An 18,767-nucleotide genomic window follows, 5' to 3' on the forward strand; every position below is an offset into this window, starting at 1 on the left:
GGCTAACGTGCGGTGAGTGAAGTTGCTCGCCGACACGGAACCCCTGCGTAATCGCGATTTTCGCAGGCTGTGGACCACCAACATCGTCACCATGGTCGGGGCGCAGCTGTCGGTGGTCGCGGTGCCGCAGCAGATTTTTCAGATCACCGGCAGTTCGGGGTATGTGGGGCTGGCGGGGCTGTTCGGGCTGGTTCCGCTGGTGGTGTTCGGGCTGTGGGGTGGGGCGCTGGCGGATGTGATGGATCGGCGGACGCTGCTCGTCATCACCACAGCGGGTACGGGTCTGACGGCGGTCGCGTTCTGGGTGCAGGCCGCGCTCGGGGTCGACAATGTGTGGCTCGTGCTCGGGCTGTTCGCCACTCAGCAGGCGTTCTTCGCGGTGAACCAGCCGGCTCGCAGCGCGCTGATCGCCCGGCTGTTGCCGCCGGAGCAGATGGCCTCGGCCAGTTCGCTGAGCATGACCGTGGCGAACGTCGGGATGATCGCGGGGCCGGTGTTGGCGGGGCTGCTGATTCCGGTGATCGGGCTGGCGACGCTGTATCTGATCGACTCGATCGCGCTGCTGGCGACGCTGTGGGCGGTGTGGCGGCTGCCCGCGTTCCCGCCGACGGGAGAGCAGCGGCGGGCGGGCTTGCGCACCGTGCTCGACGGGTTCCGCTATCTGGCCGGACAACGAATCCTGCTCGCCTCCTTCGTGATCGACCTCATCGCGATGGTGTTCGGGATGGCCCGCGCGCTGTTCCCGGAGATCGCGCACGAGACCTTCCACGACCCGGTCGAAGGCGGCTTGGCGTTGGGTCTGCTGTTCGGGGCGTTCGCGGTGGGGTCGGTGCTGGGCGGGGTGTTCTCCGGGTGGATACCGCGGGTGCGCAGGCAGGGTCTCGCGGTGGTGGTGTCGGTGGCGGTCTGGGGCCTGATGATGGTCGGGTTCGGGCTGTCGGTCGGGTTGGCCGGGCGGTGGTTCGGGCTCGGAGTATGGCTGTGGATAGCGCTGGCGTTCCTGGCGTTGGGCGGTGCGGCGGACATGGTGTCGGCGGCCTTCCGCACGGCCATGCTGCTGACCGTGTCTTCCGACGAGATGCGCGGCCGCCTGCAGGGCGTGTTCATCGTGGTCGTGGCAGGTGGGCCGCGCGTCGGTGATGTTGCCCACGGTTTCGCGGCGGCCAGTATGGGTACTGCTGTGGCTGCTGCCGGTGGTGGCGTGCTGGTGGTGATCGGGGTGGTTGTGGCCGCGCTGGCCTTCCCCGCCTTCGTGCGCTACCGCGTAGCTCGCGCACATGCCGACGTGGTGGTGAAATAGGCCGGTCGACCTCACCGCCGAAAGCCGCCGGTGTGAGAACCGGACAGGGCAACCCTGATTGCTCGTCTCCACGCGACAACAGCTAGCGTTAGGCGCAAGCGCACCTGTGCCGACCGCACAGGTGCCTACGGTTCTAGCCTGAGAGGGATCCTTCCGTGCCCGCTGAGAACATCACCAACGTCACCGAAGACGCCAAGGCGGTACTGCAGTACCCCGGTGGCGAGTTTCCTGTCTCGGTCACCCAGGCCGCGGAAGGCAACAACGGGCTCGACTTGGGCAAGCTGCTTGCCAGTACCGGCTACGTCACCTATGACCCCGGTTTCATGAACACCGCGTCGACCAAGTCGGCGATCACCTACATCGACGGTGAAGCGGGCATCCTGCGCTACCGCGGTTACCCGATCGACCAGCTGGCGGGCCGCTCGACCTTCATCGAGGTCAGCTACCTGCTCATCTATGGCGAGCTGCCCACGCAGGCCCAGCTCGACGATTTCACCGATCGCATCCGTCGCCACACGCTGCTGCACGAGGACCTCAAGCGGTTCTTCGACGGCTTCCCGCGCAACGCGCACCCCATGCCGGTGCTGTCGTCCGCGGTCAACGCGCTGTCGGCGTACTACCAGGACTCGCTGGATCCGCGCGATCCCGAGCAGGTCGAACTGTCGACCATCCGCCTGCTGGCGAAGCTGCCGACCATCGCGGCCTACTCGTACAAGAAGTCGGTCGGTCAGCCGTTCCTCTACCCCGACAACTCGCTGTCGCTGGTGGAGAACTTCCTGCGGATGACCTTCGGGTTCCCGGCCGAGCCGTACGAGGTCGACCCCGAGGTCGCCGCGGCCCTGGACATGCTGCTGATCCTGCACGCCGATCACGAGCAGAACTGCTCCACCTCGACCGTGCGCCTGGTCGGCTCGTCCGACGCCAACCTGTTCACCTCGGTGTCCGGTGGCATCAACGCGCTGTGGGGCCCGCTGCACGGCGGCGCCAACCAGGCCGTGCTCGAGATGCTCGACGAGATCAAGGCCAACGGCGGCGACGTCAAGGAATTCATCCGCAAGGTCAAGAACAAGGAAGACGGCGTGAAGCTCATGGGCTTCGGGCACCGCGTCTACCGCAACTATGACCCGCGCGCGACCCTGGTCAAGCAGGCCGCGGACAAGATCCTGTCGAAGATCGGCGGCGACGACCAGCTGCTGGACATCGCCAAGCAGCTCGAAGAGGCCGCGCTGACCGACGACTACTTCGTGTCGCGTCGCCTGTACCCCAACGTCGACTTCTACACCGGCGTGATCTACCGCGCGATGGGCTTCCCGACCCGCATGTTCACCGTGCTGTTCGCAATGGGTCGCCTGCCGGGCTGGATCGCGCACTGGCGTGAAATGCACTCCGAGCCGCTGAAGATCGGACGCCCGCGTCAGATCTACACCGGTTACGGTGAGCGTGATTACTATGAAATCGGGAATCGCTGACCGGCAGTTTCTGCCACCAGCATTCACCCCGCAACTGCGGGGATGAGCCACTATCGAAGGGGATAGCCGCATGACCAAGCCGGAGATCGAATTCCAGGAGGGCCCCGCGCCCACCGAGCTCGTCATTACCGACCTCATCGAGGGCGAAGGCAAAGAAGCGGTGCCCGGTGGCACGGTCGAGGTGCACTACGTCGGCGTCGAGTTCGACAACGGCGAGCAGTTCGACTCCTCGTGGGACCGTGGCGAATCCATCACCTTCCCGCTGCGCGGCCTGATCCAGGGCTGGCAGGAAGGCATTCCGGGCATGAAGGTCGGCGGCCGTCGTCAGCTGGTCATCCCGCCGGAGCTGGCCTACGGCCCCGCCGGTGCGGGCCACGCGCTGTCGGGCAAGACCCTGGTCTTCGTGATCGACCTGCTCAACGCCAGCTAGTACCGCGGCTTTTCGGCCCGTGTCTCCGGTGGGAGGCACGGGCCGTTGCTGTTTCAGGGGGCAGGGGATCGGGTTGTCGGAGCCCCCGGGTACTGTGCCCGGTGTCGGAGCTGCTGTGCGCTCCCGTGTGATTCGGTGTCAAACGCGTTGTCCATGACAGTGACTTTGTTCGATTCGCCCGGGGCCGGGTTCTTCGGGAGTGTCGGGAGGGAGATTCTCGATCATGTTCCACCACAAGCTTTTTCGCCGTGCGTTGGCGGTGACGCTGCCCGTCGCGGTGGCGGTGAGCCTGGCCGGTACCGCCGCGGCGGACGTCGACCAGCAGGCCCAGTTCGCGGCCGGGCTGTCCAGTACGGGTGAGGGGTTCCGCACCACCGTCGCCCCGGATCTGAAGACCGTGTCCGCGACGGTCGACGAAGGCCGGTTCGTGCTGGCCCCCGACGCGAGCGTGATCGTGGAGTCCGCGACCGGCGCCCCGCTCGGCCACATTCCCACCTCGTTCCACACGGTCGGCGGCAACACCATCGTGCTCGCCGCCGAGATCGCGGCCGACGGTCGTAGCGTGCGGGTTTCGCCGCAGCTGACCACCGCCGCGACAACGGAACTGAAGGCCATCGCGACCGCGCCCACCGCCCAGTTCCCCGACCCGGTGCACAACGCCGCCGCCATCGGTGCGGGCATCGGCGCGATCGTGGCCGCTGTGGTGTGTATCCCGATGATCACCACGATGATCCTGTACCTGCCGTGCGTCGGCCTGGTGGGTCTGCCGAACGCGTTGATCGGTGCGTTGATCGGCGCGGTGGTCGGGTTGGCCGCCCCGGATGTCATCCCGCAGGTCCTGCCCTGAGTGTGAAAACCCTTGCGGCCCAGTCTCATTCGACCGGGCCGTGCTAGTTCACTCGCGCACGACCTCCACCGGGTCGGTCAGTGCCAACGCCAGCGCGGACTGCTGGGACTGGCCGCGTGGGGGCAGCGATTCCAGGGCCTTGGCGGTCTGGGTGTTGAGGTTGCCGACGATGTTCTGCAGGGCGCCGACACCGCCGGTGAGTTGTTCGACGGCGGAAAGGAGTTGGGCGCCACCCTGTTCGGCCAGGGTCGGCAGGCCCTTCGCCAGTTCGGCGCCCTGGGTGAGTTGGTCGCGGGCGCTGTTGAGGCGGGCTACGACGGTGCGCAGGAGGGTGCCCAGGTCGGTGTTGGGATCTACTGCGGCGCCGGTCAATTCGCTCAGGCCGTCTAGTTGAGTGCCTGCCTGGGTCGAAACTCCGCGCAGGGCTTCGAGTTTGGTGATCACATCGGCGAGTTGGGGGTCGCCGGCGAAGGGCAGCGACTTCATCAGCGGCAGGATCTGGTCCAGGCCAGAGCCCAAGGCGGCGGCGCTGCTCTGGACGCCGGCGATGGTGACGCCGGTGGCGCTGAGGGCGTCGGCCAGTTGGGTGGCCTGTTTCGCGGCGCCGTCGACGGTCTGGTTCAGCAGTTCGATGGCCGAAGTGAGTTCTCCCGCACCCTGTTTCGCGAAGTCGAGGAAGCCGAGCATCTCCTGGGCGCCGCCGCTGAACTGGCTCGCGCCGTCGGCCGCGGCGTTCACACCCGCGCTCAGTAGCTGGCCGGTGAACTGGACCGAGGTCATCTGGTTGCGGGCCTGGGCGACTGCGGCCAGTGCCGCGTCGACACCGGACGCACCGATGCGGTGCGTGACCACGTCGACCGCGCCGTTCACGGTGTTCGCGTCGGCGCTGTCATGGCTGGTCACGGTGATCTTCGCGCGCTTGGGCTCGGGGGTGGCCAGGGTTGCCATCGAAGAGGTGAGGTCGGCGGGCAGGGTGATCACCGCGGCGTAGTCGCCGGGATCGATCTCGCCGGGCTTCGCCACGGTCCATTCGTAGCCGCCCGCGTCCTGCACGGCCTTGGCCACACGCTCGCCGGTCGGGCCGGAATCGGCGTTGACCAGGGCGATGCCGGTCGGCGCGGAGTCCTGGCTCGAGCAGGCGGCACCGCCTGCCAGCACGAGTACGGCGGCGAGGCAAAGTACGGCGGTGCGTTTGTCGATCACAGCGGCGACGGTAACCGCCGACCTCGGTCCCGCAGGTGGGAGAGCTCTGAGAGTTCGTTGAGGAACGGGTTCCGCCCTGAACGTCGCTTCAGTCGCCAGACGTTAACTGTGCGGTATTCTCGCGAGTGTCTTCACCCGCGCCGGTCAGGCGCGGAACTCACGAGAGTGGAGGTTCGATGTCCCACGATGACAAGGCCACCGGCAAGATCAAGTCCGAGGCCGAGAAGATCGAAGCGGAAGCGAAGAAGGCAGCTAGTGACGTCAAGGACGCCGCCGAGCGCGCCGCCGACAAGGTAAAGGGCGCGTTCAAGAGCGACGACAAGAAGTAAGCGCAAGCTCTCAGCCCCGTATCCGCGGATCAACGCGGGTGCGGGGCTTTTGCGTGGTCGGGCAGGTCGATGACCAGGCGCGCGCCGCCCAGCGGGCTGTCTTCGAAGTAGGCGACGCCGCCGTGTAGCTGAGCTTGCTGGGCGACCAGGGCCAGGCCCAGACCCGAACCGCCCTTGGTGGCGTTGCTGCCGCGAACGAACCGGGCGAAGACCGCCTCGCGTTCGGCGGGGGCCAGACCGGAGCCGTTGTCGTCCACGGCGATCACGATGCGGCCCTGCGCAGTGCGATGCGCCGACACCACGGCGTCGGTGGCGCCGCCGTGCTTCACCGAGTTGGTCAGGGCGTTGTCCACGGCAAGGCGCAGGCCCGCGGGCAGACCGCGCGTGACCAGTTCGGTGTCGGTGTCGATGCGCACCGACAGGCCGGGGTTGTGGCGCATGGCGTCGTGGGCGGCCTGATCGCACAGATCGGCCACATCGGTGGGCACGTGATCGGTTTCGGCGGTGAGGTCGCCGCGAGCCAGGCGTTCCAGCGCGGTCAGGGTGGTTTCCACGCGGGTTTCGTTGCGGGCCAGGTCGTCGAGGATCTCGCGGCGCTGCTCGTCGGTGAGATCCAGGGTGCGCAGGACCTCGAGGTCGGTGCGGATGGCGGTGAGCGGGGTGCGCAGTTCGTGCGCGGACACCGCGGCGAAGTCGCGGGCCGTTTCCAGGGCCGCGGCGGTGTCGGCTTGGGCCTGGTCGACGCGGGCCAGCATGGTGTTGACCGCGTCGGCCAGCTTTACCGCCTCGTCGACGCCGGACCCGTCGACCTGTTGCACGGGCCGGTCCGGCGCGCCGACCTCCGACACCTGCTTGGTGAGCTTCACGATCGGCCCGACGGCGCGCCCGGCCAGCAACCAGCCCAGCGCCGCCGCGGCCGCCACCGCGATCGCGGCACCCGCGAGCACCCACCGCTGCTGGTCGGCGGTGGCCTTGGCCGCCTCGGTGGTCGGGATCGCCAGCGAGACGGTGCGGCCCTGCGGCTGATTCTCGGTGGTGGTGAGCACCCGATACGGCTGCTTGTGCAGTTGCACGGTCTGCGAGCCCGGCGGCAGATCCGGTAGCTGGGTGGAACTGGACGCGGTGACCTGCCCGTTGTCGCGCACGGTGAGCGCCATGGTGTTCTGCAGACCGGTCAGGTTCACGAACCCGGTGGCAAGGACCGGCTCGATCAGCACGATGCGCGACGCGATTTCCAGTTGCTGATCGGTTTGGGTGACGTTATTGCGTTCGATGGCCTGAAAACCGACGAATGCCGCGATCGTCACGATGATGACCGCCCCCGCCGCGGCCGCCCCCGCAACGCGCATTCGCAGCGAAAACGATTGTCTGCGACGATGTTTCAGTGCGGGGGTGGAGATCATTTCGATTCCCGGAGGACGAATCCCACCCCACGAATCGTGTGCAAAATCCTTGGGGTGTCATCTATTTCGAGTTTCCGGCGCAGGTATCCGACGAACACATCGACCACATTCGTATCGGCTATGAAATCGTAACCCCACACCAATTCCAGCAGCCGTTCACGCGTCAACACCACACCCGCATTGCGGGCCAGGGTGGACAACAATTCGAATTCCCTTTTGGTGAGCTCGATTTCGCGTCCGTGCAGCAGCGCGCGATAGCCCGCGACGTCGATCATCAACGGGCCCAGCGTCAGCGCGCCGGGTGCCACGGGGTCGGGCGTGTCGGTGCGGCGGCGCAGCAGCGCCTTGATCCTGGCCACCAGCTCGGCCAGCTCGAACGGCTTCACCAGGTAGTCGTCCGCGCCCGACTCCAGACCCGCGATCCGGTCGTCCACCGACGCGCGGGCGCTGAGCACACAGATGGGCACGTCGTTGCCGATCGCGCGCAGGGCGGTGACCACGCCCGCACCGTCGAGCACGGGCATGTTCATGTCGAGCACGACCGCGTCGGGCGCGTGTTCGGCCACCGCACGCAGCGCGGCACCGCCGTCGCGCGCGACCAGCACCCGGAACCCGGACAGGCGCAGGCCGCGTTCGACCGAGGCGAGGACATCCTCGTCGTCATCGACGACCAGGACGGTAGATGTGGTCACGTGGTGATCTTAGGGTGCCGGGGAAACCGGGTCGTTGTTCTGCTCGGGGGTCACGACCGGGGTCTGGTAGCCCAGCGGGGGGTTGGCCAGGATCCGGTCGGCCAGGGCGGTGAGCACGTTCGGGTCCTCGATGGTCGCGGGCGTTTCCACCTGTTCACCGGCGGTGAGCTGACGGATCGTCTTGCGCAGGATCTTGCCCGAGCGGGTCTTCGGCAGGCCGGACACCACGATCGCGTCGTGCAGGGTCGCGATCGCGCCGATCTGGTCGCGCACCCGCTGCGCGAGTTCGGCGCGCAACTGCTCGGGCTCGATGTCCACACCCTGCTTGAGCACCACATAGGCCAGCGGCAGGCTGCCCTTGAGCTCGTCGGGCATGCCGATCACCGCGCATTCGGCGATCGCGGCGTGCCCGGCGATCGCGGCCTCGATACTGCCCGCCGACAGGCGATGACCAGCGATGTTGATCACGTCGTCGCTGCGGCCGAGCACGTAGAGGTACCCGTCCTCGTCGAAGTATCCGGAGTCGCCGGTGAGGTAGTGGCCGGGGAAGGCCGACAGGTACGAGCGGATGAAGCGTTCCCGGTCGCGCCACAGACCGGTCAGACAGCCGGGCGGAAGGGGTAATCCGATGACGATGTTGCCCTCGGTGCCCGCGGGGACCGCGTTGCCGTTCGCGTCGAGCACGCGCAGCCGGTAACCGGGCACCGGCACACTCGACGAACCGGCTTTGACCGGCAGTTCCTGGATGCCGAGCGGGTCGGCGCAGATCGGCCAGCCGGTCTCGGTCTGCCACCAGTGATCGACCACGGGAGTGTCGGGATGGCCTGCGAGCAGGGTGTCCGACGCCCATTCGAAGGTGGCCGGATCCAGGCGCTCGCCCGCGCAGAACAGCGCGCGCAGCCGGGACAGGTCGTAGCGGTGCGCGGCGGTGGCGTCGGGGTCGGCGCGGCGGATCGCGCGCAGGGCCGTCGGCGCGGTGAACAGCACCCGCACGTTGTGTTCGTCGATGATCTTCCAGAACACGCCCGCGTCGGGTGTGCCCACCGGTTTGCCCTCGTAGAGCAGCGTCGTGGCGCCCACGAGCAGGGGCGCGTAGACGATGTAGGAGTGGCCGACTACCCAGCCCACATCCGAGGCGGCCCAGAACACCTGACCTGGGCCGATGTCGTAGATATTGCGCATCGACCAGGACAGCGCGACCGCGTGACCACCGTTGTCGCGCACCACGCCTTTGGGCTTTCCGGTCGTGCCGGAGGTGTAGAGGATGTACAGCGGATCGGTCGCCGCGACCGAGACCGGATCGGCGGGCGCGCTGCCGGGCACGGTGGCATCCCAGTCGACCCAGCGGGCGGCCACGGTCTGCTCCGAGGACGGCAGGGCGCCCGACGCGGGTAGCGCCACACCGAAATCGATGGTCGGGAACTGCGGACGCTGCTTGACCAGCACCGTGCGCACCGACGCGGTCTCGGCCAGGTCGAGCGCGTCCAGCACGATCGGCGGGTAGTCGATGCGGCGGTTGGGCTCGAGCCCGCCCGACGCGGTGACGATCAACACAGGTTCGGCGTCGTCGATGCGCGCGGCCAACTCGGGCGCGGCGAACCCGCCGAACACCACCGAGTGCACCGCGCCGATGCGCGCGCACGCCAGCATCGCGATCACCGCTTCGGGGATCATCGGCAGATAGATCACCACCCGGTCACCGGGCAACACGCCCAGATCCCGCATGGCTCCGGCGAACTCGGCGACTTCGTCCAGTAATTCGGCGTAGGTATAGGTCGTGGTGGTGTCCGTCATAGCGGAGGCAAATATGAGAGCGGGCTGATCGGCGTGTCCACCCTGCTCGACAGTGCCCGCCCGAACATGACGGTCCAGCGCGTTCACACAGGTATTGAGACGGGCGTCGGGAAACCAGCGCGCCGACCGCTTGTCCGCGGCATCCACGATCTGCTCGGGTTGTACATCCCATTCGATGCTCTGAGCTGCGGCGGACCAGAACTCGGCTGGATCGATCAGGCTGGTCTGATAGACCGGCCTGTACTCGTGTTCGGTGTCCAACCCGGTGACTCCCTAGCCTCGCTTCGATGCCCGCTCGATAGATCCAGATGATTGTGGCAGACTTCACGCGACACCCGAGGGGGTGCCGCGACCTTTGGTTTTGCCTACAACAGGCTGGTCATCGAGCGGACCTGCACCGGGAGTCACCCAAGAAGTTATTGATCCGTTAGAATCCGATGTCACTTATTCGGGCAGTCGTAGACGCAATTTCTCGGCCAGCCGTAGTTCTCGGCCAGCATCCGCTGGCGGGCACCCACGCGCCTGTGGTGGTTCGCTGCAGGTGCACGGTACGAGGCCAGTTTGGAAAGTGAGTGGGAGATGCGTGACGCCGCTAGGTCCGGCAGTAAACGCTGGGCCCTGGGCAACTGGGACCTGCGCTGGAAGGTTACGGCCGTGCTGGCCGTGCCCCTCGCGGTCGCGGTCGGGCTCGGCGTGTCGAGAATTACCTCCGAGTTCTCGGAGGCGAATCGGCTCTCCAGTATCAACGAGCAGGTCGACACGATCCCGGTCGTCAGCCAGCTGAGTGCGGTCACGGCCCAGGTCGCCGGTAGCCAGATGGTGCCCAACGGCATGGGCGCCTCGATGGTGACCGACCAGGACCTCAAAGACCTCGACGACGTGATCGGCAGGGCCGAGGCGTCACTTCCCAGCTTGTCCGGGCGGCCCGAGGTGTACGGCACCTTCGAGCGGATGCTCCAGCAGGCCAAGCAGGTGCGGGGGCAGGGCTCGGGGGTGACCACGAACTTCGCACCGTCGCTCGCCATCGTCTCGCAGTTGAACAACGACAGCATCCGGATCGTGGAAGCCACGCTCGCCGACGCCAGCAGCCCGGCGATGGACGCGAACAAGATCCGTCTGGTCGACTTGCGTAACACCAGTACGGTGCTCGTCGACGAGCTGGCCGGCATCGCGCAGATGCTGCAGGGCGACGAGAAGGGTGTGCAGACCTACCTCACCGGTGTCGCCGTCGAAAAGCACCGGGTCGAAGCGTTGGCCAACCGCTATCCCGCCGGTGATCCGCTGATCGGCAAACTCATGGCCGAGGTCCAGGTCAGGGCCGGCCTGCGCGACAGCCCCGCGTTCGCGGCGGGCCAGCTGCCTGTCACCCAGCTCAAAACCTCGCTCTACACCAGCATCGAGGCCTACGAAGGCGCGGTGGACGAGTCGACCAGGGCGATCGATGTCGCGATGGAAGACCTCGCCAGCTCGGCCGCCACCGGCGCCTGGACCTACACCGTGGTCGTGATCGCCACGATCCTGGCCGCGCTGCTGCTCGCGGTGTTCGTGGCCCGCTCGATGATCGTGCCGCTGCACCGCCTGCGCCTTGCCGCCCTGCGCGTGGCCGAATCCGATCTGCCGCACGAAGTCGCCCAGCTGCGAAACGGTGCCGCCCCCGAGGACGTGCCGCTCGAGCCGATGCCGGTGCGCTCCGACGAGGAGATCGGTCAGCTGGCTCGCGCCGTCGACGATATCCACGGTCAGGCGCTGCGCCTGGCCAGCGATCAGGCGCAGATGCGTTCGCAGGTCAACGACATGTTCGAGACCCTGGCTCGCCGCTCGAAGTCCCTCGTCGACCATCAGCTCACGCTCATCGAGGCGATGGAGTACGACGAGAAGGACCCGCGCCTGCTCGAGAACTTGTTCCGCCTGGACCACCTCGCGGCGCGTATGCGTCGTAACGGTGACAACCTGCTGATTCTGGCCGGTACCAAGCAGCGTCGCACCAAGTCCGCCCCGGTCGAGATCGCCGACGTGCTGCGCGCCGCGATCTCCGAGGTCGAGGACTACGAGCGGGTCAAGCTCGGCGCCACGCCGCGCGGCTCGCTGGTCGAACCGGCCGCCTCCGATATGGCGCACCTGTTCGCCGAGTTGCTGGACAACGCGCTGCGGGCCTCCCCGCCCGAGACCGACGTGAAGTTCACCTTCGCGCAGGCGCACGACCAGGGTCTGCTGATCGAGGTCGCCGACCGCGGTATCGGTATGCCGCCCGCGGAGATGTCGGAGATCAACCACCGGCTCGAGCAGACCGCCGAGCCCGGTCCCGACACCGCCCGTCACATGGGTCTGTTCGTGGTCGGCCGCCTGGCCGAGCGCCACGGGCTGACCGTGCGACTGCGTCCCACCTTCGACACCGCGCGCGATCCCGGCGTCACGGTCACCGTGCACGTGCCGGTCGGCCTGATCGTGTCCGGCGCCGGTGGCACCGTGGTTCCGCCGCATCAGCTGCAGAAGCAGCAGCAGGCCCCCGCGCCCGAGCAGCAGCGGCCCACCCCGCAGCAGCAGCCCAGCACCATGCAGACCCGCGCGATCACCCGGACCCCGGGTGGCAACGTGATGGTCACTGTGGATCCCGGCGTCAGCGCGCCCACCCCGGCCGGTGGCGGGTTGCCGCAGCGTTCGCCGGGCAACTCGATGGCCGCGGGCGCGGCCCAGGACGCGACCGAGCAGTCGTCGCCGTCGCTGCGACCGCCCGCACCGGGTCAGACCAACGTGCCGCAGCGCGGCAAGCTGGCCGCGGCCAACCTGCCCAAGCGCAATCTGGCACCGGGTGGACCGCCGCGTCCGCCGCAGGGTCAGGGGCTCGGGCCGCAGGGCCAGAGCGAGCAGCAGCAGCCGAGTGGGCTTTCACAGTCCGGTGGGTTGCCGCAGCGTCAGCCGGGTGCCAACGGTGCGCCGTCGCGCGAATCCGGGCAGCCCGCGCAGTCCGCGCAGCCTGCCCAGCCGCAGCGGGGGAGTACCCCCGGTGGTCTGCCGCAGCGTTCGCCGGGCTCCAACGGTGCGCCGCAGCGCGACCCGTCGGTCGGTCTGCCGCAGCGTGATCAGCGACTACCGCAGCGTGATCAGACGGGCGGCCTGCCGCAACGTGATCCGTCGACCGGACTTCCGCAGCGTGACCCGGCAACGGGTCTGCCGCAGCGTGACGCCGCGAGCGCCTCGGCGCAGTCGACCGGGTTGCCGCAGCGTGGCCAGGAAAACGCCGCACCGCAGCGTGATTCCGGTGCGATCCAGCGTGATTCGTCGTCGGGTCTGCCGCAGCGGGGCACCGCCACCGGTGGTCTGCCGCAGCGTGAGCCCACGCCGCGCCTGCCGCATCGCGAGCAGTCCGGCGGCCTGCCGCGACTGGATCCGTCGTCGGGCCTGCCGCAGCGTGATCAGACGGGCGGCCTGCCGCAACGTGATCCGCTGACCGGTCTGCCGAAGCGCGACCAGTCCGGTGGCCTGCCGCGTCTGGATCCGTCGTCGGGTCTGCCGCAACGCGATCCGGCCAGCGGGCTCCCGCCGCGCGCCCAGCCCGCCGGTCAGCACCGCCCGGCCAACGGCCTGCCGCAACGCGCAGCACCTGCGCCGCAGCAGGATTCGACCCCCAACGGCCTGCCCCAGCGGGCCCCGGCCGCGGACGCGTCGCAGTCCAACGCGCCCCAACGCCCGGCTGCGCCGATTGGCCTGCCTCGGCGCGATCCCGGGGCTAGTGTGGTACCGCAGGCGACCGCCGGGCCAGGAGTGGCTCTGCCGCAACGGGATCGGGACCCTGCGGGGCCGGATAACGCTGCGTCGGCAGGGCGTGATCCGGGTCGACACAGTTTCCGGGCAAGTCCGGAGAAGGCTGCGTCGTTCTTCCAGACCAGGTTGCAGCCGGCACCCGAGGGTGATTCCGTCATGGGTGGAACGCCGATCTTCGCCGAGATGATGTCGGCGTGGCTCACGGATGAGAACTCCGACCGGAACCAGATGGCCGCCGCCTTCGAATCACCCGGTGACGAAGGATGGCAGGCTGCGCGGGCGGCCAGCGAGGCTCAGGCCGAGGTGCGTACCGCCGCCGGTTTGCCTCAGCGCAGTCCGGGCGGCAGGCTCGTGCCCGGTGGTGTGAACGGCGCCGCCGATCGCACCAAGCAGCAGCAACGCGATCCCGCCACGATCCGGAACAGCCTGAGTCGTCATCAGCAGGGCGTTCGGGATGGCCGCGCAATGAAGGCAATGAACCTAACCGGAGATAAAGGAGACCGATGAACCCCGATCTAGGTGGTACTAACCGTCAGCTGGATTGGCTGGTTTCGAACTTCGCCAACGAGGTTCCTGGCGTAGCCCATGCCGTTCTGGTCTCAGCTGACGGCCTGTTGATGGCCGCGAGCGCTCAGCTCCCGGTCGACCGTGCCGAACAGCTCTCCGCCGTCACCGCCGGGCTTGCCAGCCTGTCCGTCGGTGTGTCGAATCTGTTCGAAGGCGGTACGGTACTGCAGTCCGTCGTCGAGATGGAGCACGGTTACCTGCTGCTCATGGCAGTCGGCGACGGCTCGTATCTCGCGGTCCTGACCAACACCTCGTGTGACATCGGTCAGGTCGGCTACGAAATGGCACTTCTGGTCGAGCGCGTTGGCCAGACCGTCCAGGCCACACCTCGCGTCACGATGGGTTCCTGATGGTGGGATGGACATAGACGATCACCGCATGGGGAGCGCCGAGCCCAGTCTCGTTCGCCCGTACTCCTTGACTGCCGGTCGAACCAGGCCGGCGGTCGAGTTGGCGTTGGAGGCGCTGGTCGCCTCGCAAGCGGTCGCCATCGAGCGGCAGTACGAACTGAACAACCTCGAAACGTCCATCGTGGAGTTGTGCAGGCAATCGCCGTCCGTTGCCGAGATAGCTGCCCAGCTGTACATCCCGATCGGGGTGGCCCGGGTACTGGTAGCCGATCTGATCGAGGCCGGCCATGTGCGGGTTTCGGCAACATTGAAAGACGATTCCAGCGACGATGAACGTCGCGAGCTGATCGAAAGGGTTCTCAGTGGACTCCGGCGTATTTGATTCGACGGCGCAGGTCGACACCCGCACGGCTAAGCCGACATCGGCGAAGATCGTTGTCGCCGGTGGCTTCGGCGTGGGTAAGACCACGATGGTCGGCGCGGTGTCGGAGATCGTTCCGCTGCGCACCGAGGCGTTGGTCACCAACGCCAGTACCGGAATCGACAACCTGACCGGTATTCCGCAGAAATCGACCACCACGGTCGCGATGGACTTCGGTCGCATCAGCCTCGCCGACGACCTGGTCCTGTACCTGTTCGGTACGCCGGGCCAGTACCGGTTCTGGTTCATGTGGGACGACCTGATCCGCGGCGCCATCGGTGCCGTGGTGCTGGTCGACACCCGCAGGCTCGAAGACAGCTTCGCCGCTGTCGACTACTTCGAGGCCCGCGGGCTGCCGTTCCTGGTCGCGCTCAACGAGTTCGACGACGCGCCCAAGTACCCGCTCGAGGACATCCGCCAGGCTCTTGCGGTGCCCGCCGACGTGCCGATCATGTCGATCGACGCCCGTCGCCGTGACCCCGCCAAGCAGGCCCTGGTCGCCTTGACCGAGTACGCCCTTCGCAAGGTCATGCAGGGTTACTGAGCAGGTTTTTCCCGAACAGGACGGGGCTGCCGCGATGAAGGCCGCAGCCCCGCTCCTCGTTTAGGCTCACCGCGTGCGCATGTCGGCGGATGACCTGATCGGGCAGTTGCTGGATCCCGACTCCTTCGTGAGTTGGGACCGGCCGCCGATCGAACCCGTTGTGTCCGCGCGCTATCGCCAGGAGCTGCTCGCCGCGGCCGACCGGTCGGGTGCCGACGAGTCGGTATTGACCGGCGAAGGTCTGTTGCGTGGTCGCCGGGTCGCGGTGATCGCCTGTGAATTCGCGTTTCTGGCCGGGTCGATCGGTGTGGCCGCGGCCGAGCGGATCGTGCGCGCTGTCGAACGCGCCACCGAACGCGGTTTGCCGCTGATCGCGTCGCCGACGTCGGGTGGCACTCGAATGCAAGAGGGCACAGTCGCTTTCGTGCAGATGGTGAAGATCGCGGGTGCGGTCGCTGTGCACAAATCGGCGGGGTACCCGTATCTGGTGTACCTGCGTGATCCGACGATGGGCGGGGTGTTCGCCTCGTGGGGTTCGCTGGGGCACATCACCTTCGCCGAGCCCGGCGCGATGATCGGCTTCCTGGGCCCGCGCGTGTACGAAGCGTTGTACGACAAGCCTTTTCCGCCCGGAGTGCAGACCGCCGAGAACCTGTATCGCAACGGCGTGATCGACGGCGTGGTGACGGTGAAGGTGTTCCGGCGGATCGCGCATCGGGCGATGAGTGTGGCCAGCGGTGTGGTTGTTCCGGTGAAGACGAAGCCGGGTTGGGCCGCGCCCGTGCTCAATCCGGCGACCGTCGCGAATCCGACTGCCAGCGCCTGGGATTCGGTGCTCAGTTCGCGTAGACCCGGCCGACCGGGGATTCGCGATCTGCTTCGCCATGTGACACAACGGGTTCCGCTCAGCGGCACCGGTCGCGGCGACGCCGATCGCACGGTGCTGTTGGCGCTGGCCCGTTTCGCCAGGCAGCCGTGTGTGGTGTTCGGGCACGACCGATCCGGTCAGGACGGCGAGCACACGATGGGCCCGGCCGCGCTGCGGGAAGCGCGGCGCGCGATGGTCTTGGCGAAGGAACTGCGGCTGCCGCTGGTGCTGGTCATCGACACGGTCGGCGCGGCGCTGTCGAAGGAAGCCGAAGAGCGCGGACTCGCCCCCGAAATCGCCCGCTGCCTGGCCGATCTCGTCACTCTCGACACCCCGACGGTGTCCGTGCTGCTCGGCCAGGGCACCGGCGGTGGCGCGCTGGCCCTGCTGCCCGCCGACCGGGTGCTCGCGGCCAGAAACGGCTGGCTCGCCCCGCTGCCACCCGAAGGTGCCAGCGCGATTGTTTTCCGCGATACCGAACATGCACCGGAAATGGCTGCGGCACAGGGGATTCGAGCGACTGATCTGCTCGAAGACGGTGTGGTGGACCGGATCGTCGAGGAGTACCCCGACGCCGCCGACGAACCGGTCGCCTTCGCTCGCCGCACGGTCCTGGCGATCGCCGCCGAACTGGCCGCACTGCACGCACGAGACCCCGCGGATCTGCGCATCACGCGCCAGGCCAGATACCGACGAATCGGACTACCCGGAGCCGTGTTCTGATCCCGGCCGCAGTCTCCTGACCGGCGCCCCGCTTCGAGGCAGGGGGAAACACGCGACGCGCCGTCGTTGACGCCACACCGAACCACTTCTACCTTCGAGAGGGTGACCTTCCGTAGCGAGAGCAGCCCTGTCCCCACGATCGTGCTCAATGACGGGAACGTGATCCCACAGCTCGGCTTCGGTGTGTTCCAGGTCCCGGCCGACGATGTCACCGGGGTGGTCGCCGAAGCGTTGAAGGTCGGCTACCGCAGTATCGACACCGCCACGGTCTACGGGAACGAGGAAGGCGTCGGCCGCGCGATCGCCGAATCGGGCATTGCTCGCGACGAACTGTTCATCACCACCAAGCTGTGGAACTCCGACCAGGGCTACGACAGCACCCTGCGCGCCTTCGACAAGAGCATGAAGCTACTGGGCTTGGACTATCTGGACCTGTACCTGATCCACTGGCCGGTGCCCTCCGCTGGCCGCTATGTCGACACGTTCCGCGCGTTCCAGGCGTTGAAGTCGCAGGGCCGGATCGGTTCGATCGGGGTGTCCAACTTCCGGGTGATCGACCTGGAGACCCTGATCGCCGAGACGGGCGAGGTCCCCGCGGTCAATCAGATCGAATTACATCCCACGCTGTCGCAGCGTGACCTGCGCCGATACGACGACAATCACGCGATCGCCACCGAGGCCTGGAGCCCGCTGGGCCAGGGCACCCTGCTGGACAACCCGACGATCGTCGGTATCGCCGAGGAGCTGGACCGCACCCCGGCGCAGGTCATCATCCGCTGGCACCTGCAGCTGGGCAATATCGTCATCCCGAAGTCGGTCACGCCCTCGCGCATCGCCGAGAACTTCGACGTGTTCACCTTCGAACTCGACGCCGCGGCGATGGAAGCGATCAACCGCCTCGAGTCCGGCACCAGGATCGGCCCCGACCCGGCCACGCTCAGCGCCGGGCTGGACTGATCCCGAGGTAGTCGGTCAGTTCGCGAGCCGCGGCCCGACCGGCCCGGTTGGCGCCGATCGTGCTGGCCGACGGCCCGTAGCCGATCAGATGAATGCGCGGGTCGACGGCGACCTGGGTGGCCAGGCGTCCGGTCATGGTGATCCCGCCGCCGGGTCCGCGCAGCCGCAGCGGTGCCAAATGATCCAGTGAGCTGCGGAAACCGGTCGCCCACAGGATGACGTCGGCGGCTTGGAAGCGGCCGTCGGACCACCGCATCCCGGCGGGCTCGATCCGTTCGAACATCGGGAGTCGGTCGAGCACGCCCCGCTCGCGTGCGGCTTGTAAACGCTGGTCCAGCGGAAGGCCCGTCAGCGAGACCACCGATCCCGGCGGCAAACCGCGGCGCACCCGGTCCTCCACCAGGGCCACCGCGTCACGTCCGTCCTGTTCGGAAAACGGCGTCTCCCGCCAGCGCGGGGCCGATCTGGTGACCCATGTGGTGGACGTCACCTGCGAGATTTCGTCGAGCAACTGCACCGCGGAAATGCCCCCGCCCACGATCACCACATGCTTGCCCGCGAACTCGTCGGGTGTGCGGTAGTCGCGGGTGTGCAGTTGGCGTCCGGCGAAGGTGTCCGCGCCGGGATAGCGGGGGACGAACGGGTGTTCCCAGGTGCCGGTGCCGTTGATCAGCCCGCGTGCGCGCAGCGTGCCCGCGCCCTCGGTTTCGACGTGCAGTACCTCGCCTCGGCCCGCGCAGCTGTTGCCGTCGGCGGTGCGATCGCACACCACTTTCACCGTCACCTGCCGTTGAACGCGCAGGTCGAACCGCTTTTCGTAGAGCTCGTAATAGTGCGGCACGGCGGTGGCGGCGGGCGCGGATTCCGAGCCGGGCGGCAGGGTGTCGGCGAAGGACATCCCCGGCAGATCGTGCACCCGGTTCACCGTGGTCAAAGTCAGTGAGGGCCAACGGAATTGCCATGCACCGCCGGGGCCGGGCGCGTGGTCGACGATGCGGAAGTCGCGTTCGGGCGCCAACCCGAGCTTGCTCAGGTGGTAACCGGCCGACAGCCCGGCTTGGCCGGCACCGATCACCAGGATGTCTACGTCGGTTTGCGGCACAGCTGT

At 67.7% G+C, this 18,767-nt stretch carries 16 protein-coding genes; 11 read left to right on the forward strand and 5 right to left on the reverse strand.

Going from position 1 to position 18,767, the window contains the following annotated elements; genetic code table 11:
• The first annotated feature begins 16 nt into the window (after positions 1-16).
• From ACFWU5_RS05115 to ACFWU5_RS05130, 4 genes are all read left to right on the forward strand, one after another.
• Complete coding sequence (locus tag ACFWU5_RS05115) at positions 17-1,300, forward strand: MFS transporter (RefSeq protein WP_379266252.1); 1,284 nt, start codon at positions 17-19, stop codon at positions 1,298-1,300.
• Between the two features lie 155 nt (positions 1,301-1,455).
• Positions 1,456-2,769 carry a citrate synthase gene (locus ACFWU5_RS05120; protein ID WP_379241307.1) on the forward strand — a complete coding sequence of 438 codons (1,314 nt, stop codon included), beginning with the start codon at positions 1,456-1,458 and terminating at the stop codon, positions 2,767-2,769.
• Positions 2,770-2,839: 70 nt separating this feature from the next.
• Complete coding sequence (locus ACFWU5_RS05125; protein WP_379241308.1) at positions 2,840-3,199, forward strand: FKBP-type peptidyl-prolyl cis-trans isomerase; 360 nt, start codon at positions 2,840-2,842, stop codon at positions 3,197-3,199.
• A gap of 223 nt (positions 3,200-3,422) precedes the next feature.
• Complete coding sequence (locus ACFWU5_RS05130; RefSeq protein ID WP_379266253.1) at positions 3,423-4,046, forward strand: hypothetical protein; 624 nt, start codon at positions 3,423-3,425, stop codon at positions 4,044-4,046.
• Positions 4,047-4,094: 48 nt separating this feature from the next.
• Here ACFWU5_RS05130 and ACFWU5_RS05135 read toward each other — a convergent pair whose 3' ends face one another.
• Positions 4,095-5,249: a hypothetical protein gene (locus tag ACFWU5_RS05135; protein WP_379266254.1), complete on the reverse strand. Its 1,155-nt coding sequence runs from the start codon at positions 5,247-5,249 to the stop codon at positions 4,095-4,097.
• 176 nt (positions 5,250-5,425) lie between these two features.
• Here ACFWU5_RS05135 and ACFWU5_RS05140 point away from each other — a divergent pair, with 176 nt between their 5' ends.
• Positions 5,426-5,578, forward strand: a complete 153-nt coding sequence (locus ACFWU5_RS05140) for a hypothetical protein (protein ID WP_379241311.1) — start codon at positions 5,426-5,428, stop codon at positions 5,576-5,578.
• 29 nt (positions 5,579-5,607) lie between these two features.
• Here ACFWU5_RS05140 and ACFWU5_RS05145 read toward each other — a convergent pair whose 3' ends face one another.
• The 3 genes from ACFWU5_RS05145 to ACFWU5_RS05155 are packed head-to-tail and all read right to left on the reverse strand — an operon-like array spanning position 5,608 to position 9,728.
• Positions 5,608-6,981: a sensor histidine kinase gene (locus tag ACFWU5_RS05145; protein ID WP_379241312.1), complete on the reverse strand. Its 1,374-nt coding sequence runs from the start codon at positions 6,979-6,981 to the stop codon at positions 5,608-5,610.
• A complete protein-coding gene (locus tag ACFWU5_RS05150) occupies positions 6,978-7,673 on the reverse strand; it encodes a response regulator transcription factor (RefSeq protein ID WP_379241313.1) in 696 nt (231 codons plus the stop codon). The genes ACFWU5_RS05145 and ACFWU5_RS05150 overlap by 4 nt, the downstream gene beginning before the upstream one ends.
• A gap of 9 nt (positions 7,674-7,682) precedes the next feature.
• Complete coding sequence (locus ACFWU5_RS05155; RefSeq protein ID WP_379241314.1) at positions 7,683-9,728, reverse strand: AMP-binding protein; 2,046 nt, start codon at positions 9,726-9,728, stop codon at positions 7,683-7,685.
• Positions 9,729-10,046: 318 nt separating this feature from the next.
• Here ACFWU5_RS05155 and ACFWU5_RS05160 point away from each other — a divergent pair, with 318 nt between their 5' ends.
• From ACFWU5_RS05160 to ACFWU5_RS05185, 6 genes are all read left to right on the forward strand, one after another.
• Positions 10,047-13,736 carry an ATP-binding protein gene (locus tag ACFWU5_RS05160; protein ID WP_379266255.1) on the forward strand — a complete coding sequence of 1,230 codons (3,690 nt, stop codon included), beginning with the start codon at positions 10,047-10,049 and terminating at the stop codon, positions 13,734-13,736.
• A complete protein-coding gene (locus ACFWU5_RS05165; RefSeq protein WP_011207200.1) occupies positions 13,733-14,146 on the forward strand; it encodes a roadblock/LC7 domain-containing protein in 414 nt (137 codons plus the stop codon). Before ACFWU5_RS05160 ends, ACFWU5_RS05165 begins: the two co-directional genes overlap by 4 nt.
• A 7-nt stretch (positions 14,147-14,153) precedes the next feature.
• Positions 14,154-14,528 (forward strand): DUF742 domain-containing protein, encoded by a 375-nt coding sequence (locus tag ACFWU5_RS05170; protein WP_379241316.1) that lies wholly within the window; start codon positions 14,154-14,156, stop codon positions 14,526-14,528.
• On the forward strand, positions 14,509-15,111 hold the full coding sequence (locus ACFWU5_RS05175) for an ATP/GTP-binding protein (RefSeq protein ID WP_379241317.1): 603 nt from the start codon (positions 14,509-14,511) through the stop codon (positions 15,109-15,111). Before ACFWU5_RS05170 ends, ACFWU5_RS05175 begins: the two co-directional genes overlap by 20 nt.
• Before the next feature lie 79 nt (positions 15,112-15,190).
• Positions 15,191-16,702, forward strand: a complete 1,512-nt coding sequence (locus ACFWU5_RS05180) for a carboxyl transferase domain-containing protein (RefSeq protein WP_379266334.1) — start codon at positions 15,191-15,193, stop codon at positions 16,700-16,702.
• A 102-nt stretch (positions 16,703-16,804) separates the two neighbouring features.
• Complete coding sequence (locus ACFWU5_RS05185; protein WP_379266256.1) at positions 16,805-17,659, forward strand: aldo/keto reductase; 855 nt, start codon at positions 16,805-16,807, stop codon at positions 17,657-17,659.
• Here ACFWU5_RS05185 and ACFWU5_RS05190 read toward each other — a convergent pair.
• Positions 17,640-18,761: an NAD(P)-binding domain-containing protein gene (locus ACFWU5_RS05190; RefSeq protein ID WP_379266257.1), complete on the reverse strand. Its 1,122-nt coding sequence runs from the start codon at positions 18,759-18,761 to the stop codon at positions 17,640-17,642. The two genes, ACFWU5_RS05185 and ACFWU5_RS05190, sit on opposite strands and share 20 nt — an antisense overlap.
• Positions 18,762-18,767 lie beyond the last annotated feature (6 nt).

The sequence above is a fragment of the Nocardia sp. NPDC058640 genome (assembly GCF_042716995.1).
In the GTDB taxonomy this organism is placed as follows: domain Bacteria; phylum Actinomycetota; class Actinomycetes; order Mycobacteriales; family Mycobacteriaceae; genus Nocardia.

What these genes read in the sequence shown, in the direction of transcription:
- ACFWU5_RS05125 (WP_379241308.1), top strand. Translation starts at nt 2,840, where the DNA reads ATGACCAAGCCGGAGATCGAATTCCAGGAGGGCCCCGCGCCCACCGAG.
- ACFWU5_RS05130 (WP_379266253.1), top strand. Translation starts at nt 3,423, where the DNA reads ATGTTCCACCACAAGCTTTTTCGCCGTGCGTTGGCGGTGACGCTGCCC.
- ACFWU5_RS05140 (WP_379241311.1), top strand. Translation starts at nt 5,426, where the DNA reads ATGTCCCACGATGACAAGGCCACCGGCAAGATCAAGTCCGAGGCCGAG.
- ACFWU5_RS05145 (WP_379241312.1), bottom strand. Translation starts at nt 6,981, where the DNA reads ATGATCTCCACCCCCGCACTGAAACATCGTCGCAGACAATCGTTTTCG.
- ACFWU5_RS05160 (WP_379266255.1), top strand. Translation starts at nt 10,047, where the DNA reads ATGCGTGACGCCGCTAGGTCCGGCAGTAAACGCTGGGCCCTGGGCAAC.
- ACFWU5_RS05165 (WP_011207200.1), top strand. Translation starts at nt 13,733, where the DNA reads ATGAACCCCGATCTAGGTGGTACTAACCGTCAGCTGGATTGGCTGGTT.
- ACFWU5_RS05170 (WP_379241316.1), top strand. Translation starts at nt 14,154, where the DNA reads ATGGACATAGACGATCACCGCATGGGGAGCGCCGAGCCCAGTCTCGTT.
- ACFWU5_RS05180 (WP_379266334.1), top strand. Translation starts at nt 15,191, where the DNA reads ATGTCGGCGGATGACCTGATCGGGCAGTTGCTGGATCCCGACTCCTTC.